The sequence below is a fragment of the Hominimerdicola alba 8 genome, assembly GCF_000178155.2.
Lineage (GTDB): Bacteria > Bacillota > Clostridia > Oscillospirales > Ruminococcaceae > Hominimerdicola > Hominimerdicola alba_C.
In genome coordinates this window covers 56,906-66,639 of record NZ_ADKM02000031.1, presented here as the reverse complement: position 1 = coordinate 66,639, position 9,734 = coordinate 56,906, and the positions used below count along the sequence as shown (strand labels likewise).

The 9,734-nt window shown below is 41.8% G+C and carries 14 protein-coding genes; 2 read left to right on the top strand and 12 right to left on the bottom strand.

Annotated features, from left to right (window positions below; all coding sequences use genetic code 11):
- Positions 1-830 precede the first annotated feature (830 nt).
- Positions 831-1,022: a dockerin type I repeat-containing protein gene (locus tag CUS_RS20765; protein ID WP_415753081.1), complete on the top strand. Its 192-nt coding sequence runs from the start codon at positions 831-833 to the stop codon at positions 1,020-1,022.
- A 55-nt stretch (positions 1,023-1,077) separates the two neighbouring features.
- On the opposite strand, the gene CUS_RS19710 is transcribed toward CUS_RS20765, so the two are convergent.
- The 5 genes from CUS_RS19710 to CUS_RS02935 form a co-directional block, all read right to left on the bottom strand.
- Positions 1,078-1,332, bottom strand: a complete 255-nt coding sequence (locus tag CUS_RS19710; RefSeq protein WP_157769492.1) for a hypothetical protein — start codon at positions 1,330-1,332, stop codon at positions 1,078-1,080.
- A 160-nt stretch (positions 1,333-1,492) separates the two neighbouring features.
- A complete protein-coding gene (locus CUS_RS18455) occupies positions 1,493-2,116 on the bottom strand; it encodes an AP2 domain protein (protein ID WP_002847450.1) in 624 nt (207 codons plus the stop codon).
- 20 nt (positions 2,117-2,136) lie between these two features.
- A complete protein-coding gene (locus tag CUS_RS02945) occupies positions 2,137-2,535 on the bottom strand; it encodes a hypothetical protein (protein ID WP_002847392.1) in 399 nt (132 codons plus the stop codon).
- Positions 2,536-2,608: 73 nt separating this feature from the next.
- Positions 2,609-2,914, bottom strand: a complete 306-nt coding sequence (locus tag CUS_RS02940; protein ID WP_002847409.1) for a hypothetical protein — start codon at positions 2,912-2,914, stop codon at positions 2,609-2,611.
- A gap of 2 nt (positions 2,915-2,916) precedes the next feature.
- Positions 2,917-3,231 carry a hypothetical protein gene (locus CUS_RS02935; RefSeq protein ID WP_037276280.1) on the bottom strand — a complete coding sequence of 105 codons (315 nt, stop codon included), beginning with the start codon at positions 3,229-3,231 and terminating at the stop codon, positions 2,917-2,919.
- A gap of 587 nt (positions 3,232-3,818) precedes the next feature.
- On the opposite strand from CUS_RS02935, the gene CUS_RS02930 reads away from it, so the two are divergent.
- Positions 3,819-4,793: a tyrosine-type recombinase/integrase gene (locus CUS_RS02930; protein ID WP_002847411.1), complete on the top strand. Its 975-nt coding sequence runs from the start codon at positions 3,819-3,821 to the stop codon at positions 4,791-4,793.
- Between the two features lie 86 nt (positions 4,794-4,879).
- Here the strand turns inward: CUS_RS02930 and CUS_RS02925 are convergent, their stop codons facing one another.
- From CUS_RS02925 to CUS_RS02895, 7 genes are all read right to left on the bottom strand, one after another.
- Entirely contained in the window at positions 4,880-6,013 is a 1,134-nt protein-coding gene (locus CUS_RS02925) for a hypothetical protein (RefSeq protein WP_002847413.1), read from the bottom strand.
- 115 nt (positions 6,014-6,128) lie between these two features.
- Positions 6,129-6,566 carry a hypothetical protein gene (locus CUS_RS02920; RefSeq protein ID WP_037276277.1) on the bottom strand — a complete coding sequence of 146 codons (438 nt, stop codon included), beginning with the start codon at positions 6,564-6,566 and terminating at the stop codon, positions 6,129-6,131.
- 82 nt (positions 6,567-6,648) lie between these two features.
- The gene (locus CUS_RS02915; protein WP_037276276.1) at positions 6,649-6,864 is read right to left on the bottom strand and encodes a BrnA antitoxin family protein; all 216 of its coding nucleotides are present in this window, start codon (positions 6,862-6,864) and stop codon (positions 6,649-6,651) included.
- A gap of 5 nt (positions 6,865-6,869) precedes the next feature.
- Positions 6,870-7,169, bottom strand: a complete 300-nt coding sequence (locus CUS_RS02910; protein ID WP_415753080.1) for a BrnT family toxin — start codon at positions 7,167-7,169, stop codon at positions 6,870-6,872.
- Between the two features lie 38 nt (positions 7,170-7,207).
- Positions 7,208-7,435 carry a hypothetical protein gene (locus CUS_RS02905; RefSeq protein ID WP_002847446.1) on the bottom strand — a complete coding sequence of 76 codons (228 nt, stop codon included), beginning with the start codon at positions 7,433-7,435 and terminating at the stop codon, positions 7,208-7,210.
- 3 nt (positions 7,436-7,438) lie between these two features.
- The gene (locus tag CUS_RS02900) at positions 7,439-8,392 is read right to left on the bottom strand and encodes a DNA topoisomerase (protein ID WP_002847473.1); all 954 of its coding nucleotides are present in this window, start codon (positions 8,390-8,392) and stop codon (positions 7,439-7,441) included.
- Positions 8,393-8,592: 200 nt separating this feature from the next.
- Entirely contained in the window at positions 8,593-9,726 is a 1,134-nt protein-coding gene (locus tag CUS_RS02895; RefSeq protein WP_002847453.1) for a hypothetical protein, read from the bottom strand.
- Between the last annotated feature and the right edge of the window lie 8 nt (positions 9,727-9,734).

The window sequence follows — 9,734 nt, the reverse complement described above, 5'->3', positions numbered from 1 at the left end:
GATCCTTGGTGCCCCTGCTTTCTCCGTGAGGGAAGAAATTCCCTTGCGGGGGCTTTTCATATCTAAAGTGTGTCTATAGACACATTGTATGCAATTCACTTGCTGGCACAAGTCCATTGATCTCAGTGAATTTGTGCCAACAAGCGGTAGTGCTATACCAGCCTGTTGGTTTATATTATAACCGCTGTTGCGTGGCGGAAATAATTTTGGTTATTGCCTTGAATGGTTTCCTTTTGACGCAGGTCTTGCGACCGCCTAGTCATCAGTGTATTCTGTAGAGTGACAAACTCTTTTAGCAAATACACCTTGCTGTCGGCTGCGCCCTTTGCACGACCGATACAGGTCATGACTTCTCGATTACCTCCCCGGTAGCTCACACCACAGTGTTTATACTCGCTGCACTTACTGTCACTAAGTGGTCACGGCGTACATTGAGGTAGCTGCCATCAGGCAGGCTTGCAAATGCAAACTGTTACAATGCAACTGAAAAAATCAGCAGTTGTTGAGGCTTCGTCGAGGTTGCCGTTCATTCGTTGGCTATTCAATTTAACTGTAGTCAGCCGTAAGATTCGTAAGTCTTACGGGAAAAAGAAAAGAGTTTTCAGCACATGCTCATAAAGCGCTGAAAACCCTCTTGACAAATCTATCAAAGTCATGTTATAATGGAACATGACAATTGATGCACCTATCTGTAAAGATCTCACATCTGCTTTAACGGAGCATTTGTGCTGATGGCTTATTTGAATTGGCGTTCATTTAAGCCACAGGTGGGTGTTTTGTTGTTCCCACTATAATCATTATATCACATATGTTTTTATTTGTCAAGTTAAATCGCCAAATTTTTTATAGCTATTTTAATTTGTTATTTCTTTTCTTGCGAATACAGAAAACTTCTTGAACCTAAATCGGAAATTGATGTAACTATACATGTCAAAGGCGATATAAACGGCGATGGTAAGGTGAATGTAAGCGATGTGTCTATGTTAGCGGCACATGTTAAGGGCGAGAAGCCTGTCAAGTAATGATATAAGTGCATAAATACAGCCCTCGGGACGTTTGTCTCGGGGGCTGATTTTTTTATAGTGTGCCTATCAACTTTTCCATCAATTCTTTTTGGCTGATCTGCTGCTGTTGTGCGGACAGTTTGAATTTGCTTACTGCCGCCGCCGACAGCGTAAGGTTGAGCGCGGCAAGACTGTCATCTTCGGCAGGCTCAAAGTTCTCAAGCCACTCTTCTGCCGTCATCTCAGCCTCGCACCATGCCCTTGCCTGTTCAAATGTTAAGAGATATATATGGCGTTCTCGGTCATGCTTTGCGTCTGTGAGACGCAAATTATGAAACGAGTCCGCCCTTGCGCCTGATACGCAAAGAAAGTAGTCTCCAGTGCGCTTACGATAAAGGCTCTGCTTACACGAGCCTTCGTTGCTTGTGATATTGTCGTGATCCGCGCACTTTATGAGCTGCGCGGTGTCTGTATCAAAAACCCTGTTATTAATTATCTTTTTCATGTTTATTCTCCTTTTTAAAATTTTCATACCACTTCAAGAACTCACCAAATAGTTCTTTCTCAGCGGCTTTTCGGGCATCTATGGCGTCTTGGATATTGTCATAGCGCCCGAGATTATACTTGTGACCCTTAAACCTAATTCCCGCCTGCCACTTGCACCTTGATTTGTCCCAGTTTACGCCGACAACTCCCGATTTGTTGGCTTTTGTTGGCTCACATTTAAGATGTGATGGCTGAGTGCCATCAACAAAAGATGTTTTCCTAAGAGCATCTGCGCGTTTTTTACTCGCGCAGTCATCGCAGGTCACCGTTTCTGGCGACTGCACAAGGGACATATACTTGCGAAAACAAGTTTTGCCACAGGAACAGCGGCAAAGGTATGCACCATCATCGGCAGCTTCCAGCACTGTCAACGTGCCATAAGTCTTGCCGATGATACCTGTGCCTCGCAGGCAGCCGCAGGATTTTGTATGCCCGCTAGTCAGGTTGGTGGCAAGGACTACAGTTTCTTTCCCGCAGGAACAGCGACAAAGCCATCGCCGCTGCCCAACATATTTTTTGACGGTCAGCTGCCCGAAGGTCTGACTGGTCAGATTGTTCAGTTTCATGGCGCGACCTCAGCGCCATGTTATAAATTGACATGTAGGGAGTTATACTCCTTAAAAATGGTGGATATCATATCGAGTCCATCATCAAACACGTGGCGGTAATCGTGACGGTTCAACATGTCGTAAGCCGCCTTGTTTTCTTTCATCATCTCCTTAATCGATTTATATTTTTTGCATTCCCCGCATGGAGATGTAAAATGTACATCACCGCTATCATAAAGATTTATGATATATCTCTTTTCCTTTATTCCGATGGGGTTAAAATCTCCGTTGATATCTTCCGCGTCAATGACGGAGATATATACATCACCATCATTGATAATAACAGATGTAATGATTACCCCATTCTCACGGTCGATATAGTCAGTATGACTATATTCATCGACCACGGTAAACTTTCCATATTTCTTTGTTATCATGGTTATACCTCCTAAATACCCCCATGTTATAAAGGGTCTGCTTTTCCCATAGTTGCTAAAGTGCGTATTGATTTTAATTGAACTTCTCATCGAGACGTTCAAAGAACTTCTCTCCACTTGGTTCCATTATTAATCTCTTTGGAGGCGTAGCAACGAGCCATTCCTCATACGGGATCGGTATATCTTTGAAGAGTTCAACGAGTTCTTCAATGCTTTTTCCATCTTTTCTTTCCAAAGCGTTGAGAAATTCTTCATGGTCATAGACCCACGAGAATTCCTTACCGAAATCTGGAGCGAAGTACATTGACCACATAATTGTGGCCTTCTTTAATGAATTCATTTTGAGCAAAAATATATTTGCTATGTAAAACTTTTTCATGGTTATACCTCCTTTTTCGCTCTCCATTGAGCTATCTTTTTTGCGTTCTTACTTTGCTTATACTTATAGTATGGTCGTCGTGCAGGAACGTATGACTGTACAGTCTTTGCTGATAACTTAACTTTATCAGCGATTTCTTGTATAGATAAACCTTGGTTATGTAGTATAATAATTTGTTTGTGTTTGTTGTTAAGGATATAACCTTCTGTTGACAATACCTTGACAACTCTGTTCCAACTTATTTCAAGCTGTCTTGCAGTACCTCTGATACTGCCTATCTTATCATAAGTTACACAAATATTTTTTACTTCGTCCATATAGCATATCACATCCTTATCGCGGAATTCGCATATTTTCCGTACTTAAAAACGATAACAGCGGTTCTTGCTTCATCCACATAGTTGTTTTAAGTTCAAACCCTGTCATAGTAACTATCCTTTCGTGTTGTAGGCTCTCGCCCTGTTTTCTTTGGCATTCCCAGTATATCACAAAGGGTTTTCTGTTTCCCTTGTTCTGACTATATTATAGCATAGATTTGCTTGCAAGTCAAGCGTTTTGATAAAAAAGTTGAGTTACTTGTAACTTTTGTATAGTTGCATAAAAGGCGGCTATGGTTTTTAACAAGTTCCACAATGAAAAGGCAAAGACTTAAAATGAGAATGCTGAAATAGGTGCTGTAATAGGACGACTTTTTTGAAAATTTGCCGCCATAAATAAAATACCGGATAAAACAATAACCCCCGAAAACGCATTGGTTCAGTGAATTCATTCATTACTCTCACGTTGCAACAGCCTTTTTTTATCTTGATGCCATTTATAAAATTACATTACCCATATCATCACCGCTTGTGCTAATATGTTCTCTGTGCGTCAGCACAAATATTATTTCACAGGAGTGATTAAAATGTTTTTTGACAAACAAACAAATGAAACCGTTGAGGAGTATATGACCAAATGGCTGATAACAGTCAAAAAACCAACTTTGAAGCCGACTTCATTTGATCGTGTGGAGTTGTCGCTTAAGTATCAGATATTCCCGCGCATCGGAACGATCAAAATGAAAAAACTGTCATCTGATGATATACAGATCATGCTCAACAGCCTGAGCGAGGTATACTCTCACAGCACAGTAAAAAAGGCATATGTAAATCTGAAAAGCTGTCTAAAGATGGCTGAGATACGGGAAGATATAAAGAAAAATCCCATACATGCAGTCGTTCTGCCACGCAACACCTCGCCAAATGAGGTGTCTTTTTATTCTGCCGAGCAAGTGCAGATGATAGTTTCCGAAGCAGTTTCAACGTACAAAAATGGTACTTTCAAGTACCGCTACGGTTATCTGATCGTGCTGCTGCTCAACACAGGTATGCGTCTGGGTGAAGCGTTGGCTCTTCAATGGGAAGATGTTGATTGGCCGAAACGCAGTATACATATCTGCAAAAATGTTGAGAACGTAAAAAGCCGAAACGGTGACAAGAGTTACACGAAGATAATTCAGATGCCTAAATCTGACAAGTCTGTGCGACGCATACCGCTCAATGATAATGCGATGGATGCTCTTGTGAAGCTGAATTCGATGCAGGCTGAAATGAATTGTAAGCTGGTAGTTGCCACTGAGAACGGCAATTATGTTGATGGTGGGAACGTGCGCCGCACAATGCAGAGCATTCTAAATAACTGCGGCATACACGGCAAGACTGATATTGTACATGCTCTCAGACACACGTTCGCAACTTTGCTCATTCGTCGAGGTGTGGATATTAAGATGGTGTCTGAGTTGCTGGGGCATTCTGATGTAACGATCACGATGAAGTTTTACTATCATGTGGTCGAGGAACAGAAAAACACTGCTATTCGCAAGCTGGATGATCTATACTAAAGTGTGTCTATAGACACAGTCTGACTATCTCTGAGAAAAGAAAAAATATCCCTCTCCCGACTAACGTGGGAGAGGGATATGCTGTCCTATCTTTTTATGCCGGAGTTCTGACTGTTGCTCCGCTCGATGCCCGAACTGCAATGATCGTATGCGCTGAGGATATAATTCTCAAAAAGTGAATAGTTGAAATTGTCATTTGGAAAGGCGAGTCGGCATTCGCGGGTGGCTCTGTTTATGGCATATTCGATTTCATCACGCTCAGGCATGAGCGGCTTGATGATGTTCATGCAGGTCTCGTTGCTCATGAAATATCTCATCAGATCTGCTTTTGCATCTGTAAAATGCAGTGTTCCTGCGGCTGAAAGTGATATGTTGTAGTCAAATAGCGGCGAAAGACAAACTATCCTGCCACTATTGCTGTCACGCAGAAAGCCCGCATTGAGATTGTGCCTGTCAACGTTGAAGAGCAGTGCATCATAGAAACACATCTCCGCATAATCGTCCACAAGTCCGCTGACTGCTGAACCTCTCTCTATATTTTCAAGATGTGAGATAATGAAATCGTAGTCCTCATTCTCATCAAAGTAATTGAAAAACGGCTCAAAATCGTACTTGCCGTTCTCTGTAAAATCGCGGGTGACTATATACTCCTGTTCAAGACCTGTTTCGAGTGTCTGCCTGTTGACCCGGTATTCAGCTACATTTTTTTCGAGTGATTTAAGAAAATTGAAGGCAAAGTATTCGGAGATAAGTTCTGTTTTGCTGCCCTGTTTGAACATGTACCAACTGCCGTCGATATAACGCCAAGCCTTTTCGTAACTTCCTGTTGTTCCCAGCTGAGTGTAGCCGCTTATATTTACAGACTTGTCAGAGAACCCGTTCAACGATATATCAGCTATCTCACTGTTGTAATCTGTTATCGTATCATAGTTGATATTCTCGTCTTTTCTTTTTATCCACCAGTTATCGTTAATGGTTATTCCGTGACCGACTGATATTATCTCACTTATGCCTGCATCGTTTTTCAGTCTGAGTGCTTTATACAGCCGCCGTGAATTAGAACGGTGAGTATCAACGCTTCGGCTTCTGAGCCAGCGTTCAAGATATGCACCCTCAAATATCATGGCGGGGCAGAGCGGTTTGTTGATGATTTCAGTTACGACTTCATCATCAGCTTTTGCTATAACCGTGTTTCTGTGCATGATAAGGTATTCGTTCATTGTTTCACCGCCTTTGCTATATTATAACACAGCCCGTGCTGACTGTCAATCGAAACTGCGACTATCCCTGAGAAAAATATCCCTCTCCCGACTTGCGTGGGGAGAGGATTGTGTACTAATTATTAGTTCGCTGTTCGGCGGGCTGGGATTTTTTATCTTTCAGAATGCTCACTACTTCATAAAAAGTTTCGCCGATCATGTAGTGTCCGCCTGCGCCGACACCGAATGACCAGAGCAATATTATGTAGAATAGCGGGTCGGGCATTTCGTGTCCGAATAACCTTATGATTACGCCTAATATCAATATTATCAGCCAGCCGTAACCTAAGTTTGAGATACCCCCTAATATTATACGCACAGCCCGATATTTTACCAGTGATGATGCTATCAATAATATTGCTGATACGATCGCAATCGGAAAAACATACTTCCACTCTACATGAAACATCCTTGCTGTAACAGCGGCAGACACCGCATCGCGAAAGAAAATAATAGTTAACGGACCTATCAATGTAATAGACTCTTTCTCGACTAAATAATATTTTTTTGCCATTTTTAAACTCCTTTCAGATCAAAAAAAGCCTCGCCCGAATTTTTGTCCTTCGGGCGAGGAAGTGTGTATATAGACACACTTTTCACTTCCATGTGATTTCCGGCTTTTTATTATTTTTAACGCAGTCAGCTAAATAAAGGTTTATCAGTATTTGATAGGGAATACCCGTATCAGCAGACTGTTGTTTAAAGAAATCTATGGTACTGCTGTCAATGTTGATGGTTATCTGTTTCTTTAATCTGCTTGCATATGGATTTTTACGCGGATTTAATTCATTGATATTGTATTCTTCTCTCATGCTGCTCACACTCCCTCTTGGTAATAACGGATCTCTGATTTGGTTGCCATTCTTGCTGAAATAAGTCGGATAACATTATCATTATCTCTGTAACAATGGCTTACTATACAGATTTTTGACGATTTGAGCGTCCCTATAATCAGGAAACGTTCTTCATCATCAGAATGGTCAGGATCGTCAAATAAAATAGCAAGTTCATCATAGAATACTTCTGTTGCAGTTTCAAATGATAAGCCATGTTTCTTTTTATTTATCTCATTTTTATGTTCGTCCCACTCAAAGTTCAAGGTATCCAAGCTAATCACCACCATAATTATGTCATAATTATCCTATAATTATTATACTACATTTTTTTTAATTTGTCAATACCATAAAAGTCCCCACCCGAACGATTTACCTTCGGGCGGGGAAGTGTGTCTATAGACACAGTTTTTGAGCATAACATAAGAAAGTCACATTCGTCACAGCGTATCTCGATGCCTTCATGCTCACCATTTCCAAGACAGTCCTTGCCGCCTGCCGATGGTGTGAGTTCTATCCTGTCAGATCCTTCGCCGTCATAGTATTTCATAACTTATCCACCTTTCTTTTTCTCAGGGATACGTTCTATTCCCACAAATTCGTGTTTGTTGTCAGGCTTGAACGTAACGCCGATCTTGTATTTGCCTTTGCCGCTCTTTTCTTCTATGGAAACTGTTGTTTTGCCGCCATTCAGAAGTGCTTTGGCATTTGCTTTGGTGACTGAGAACGGCTTTGAATACTCTATGACTTTTCCGTCTTTGACAAACGAGAACTTGCAGTAAGAACTTTTGAATATCACGAACTTGCAGCCTGACTTATATCCTGCACAGTAGTAATTTTTCTTGCCATCGCGGACTTCACTGCCGCAGAACGGGCATTTACCCAGACTATCATCACTTTCAAATCTTGCCGCAGAACTTATTTCAACATCTTGTGAGATTATTTTTCGCAGTTCATCGGCAGTGCGGTCAATGGTTTCCTGCATGGAAGTAGTGCCGAGTTCGACCGATTTGAGCATCATGTTGAATTCTACGTTGCGCTCTAAGAAAAGGTCAATATTCAGCTGATGCAGATAGCCGATGAAAGCCGCGCCTTTATCTGTGCAGTAATACTGATTTTTCTTGATCTCCAGATAACCGTACTGTTTGACTGTTTTGGTGATGATACCTGTTCGTGTTGCAACACTTCCTATCTCCATGCCCTTTTTTACGGCATTATACAGTTCACTGTCATCTGCTTCGCTGTCATCGCCTTTCACAGTTTCAGTTTTCGCAAAAGGCGCTTTAAGGTAGGTGTTCAGGCTGTCGATGGTGTATCGCGGCGGCGCTTTTGTCATTTTGCTGTCTATGATCCATGTTATCTGCAATAACTCTCCCTGAGAAAAAGAAGGAAGAACGGGCGGACTGTCATCACTGTTTTCCTCGTTCTTTTTCGGCTCATATCTTCTGAAGCCTGCCGTAATGGGAGTGTCGCCTTTCAGCTTGTATTCGTGAGATCTCTCCGTCATAATACTTATCTATTATACGAGGAAGCCCGAAAGCAATCAGTAAAATTGCTACAACAAAAAAAGCCGTCATAATTACGTTATATATCGTCATTTTTAATTTCCTTTCATCATCAAAAAACATTGCAATAGATTTCTATTAAAGCACTAAAAAAAGCACCTAACAAAATTGTTAAGTGCTTAGTGATATTCTTTATTAAAAGTTAATTGCGAATTTCGCTTTGTGTTATCTGTAGATCTTGTTTAATGTCAAATGAATAATGATTTTCATTTATATCGAAGAAAAGATCAAGTTGGCATGCACCTACTAATCCTGAACCATCGTCTGCATAGCCTTCGAAAGCGATACTGCTCCAATCTATTGGAATATTTACTTGTGGTTCCATGAAATAATAATTACCTTCATAATTTACTACGTTTGACACATGACCGTACCAGCCGTACTGATTTGAACGCGCCAAATAGCATTCCAGTCCAGCGCCTTTTGCTATGAAATAAGCATTAAGTGCATACTCTATGCAGTTACGACCGCCTAAATCATACGCATACTGACATACAGCCCTAAGTCTGCCAACTTCTGTGCCATCATACTGGAGATTTTGTCCGGCATTATACAAGTCAAGACAATTTATAGGATAGCTGTCAATGAATGTCCAAAGCTGAAGATCTAAGTAATCGGAAAATGAGCCGTAAATACTTGATAATTCATTAAGAAGATCGGGGTCATACAGCTTCAGATCCATAACGCCATCATCAATTGATAAGCGCTGTTCAGGTTCAGGCTGAGGTTCAGGCTCAGGTACATATTGAGTTGTAGTTGTTGTGGTGGTAGTCTGGGGAGGTGCCGCAGTAACTACGGGTGCGGGCGTTGTGGTGGTCACAGGCGCTTGTGTCTGCCTAGCGGCTGTTGTTCCGCCCGACGATGACTGATGTGCTTGTGCCTGAGCAGCCGCGCCGCCGCTGTTTCCGCTGACATTGTTATTGTTGTTGACAGTTCCACCGTTCGCAGAAGACTGTCTGGTGGTGGTAGAAGACTTCTTCGTAGTAGTTGCCGCCTTGCCCGTTGCAGCTTTACTTGTTGATGATACTGTACGCTGTGTGCTGCTGGGCGTAGATGATACGACCGCAGAACTATCCTCATCAGCTATCGAAGTTGTAACGGTAGTGGTGGTAGTAGTTTCAGCGCTTGTTGTTATATCTTCACTGTAAGCTGAGGTAGTGACCGCAGTTTCAGCGGCAGATACATCTACCCTATCAGATACAGGCTGTTCTGTCTGCCCGCAGGCGGTCAGCATCACAGCTGTCAGTAACGCAGATATTGCTGCTTTTATCTTCATATATGTCA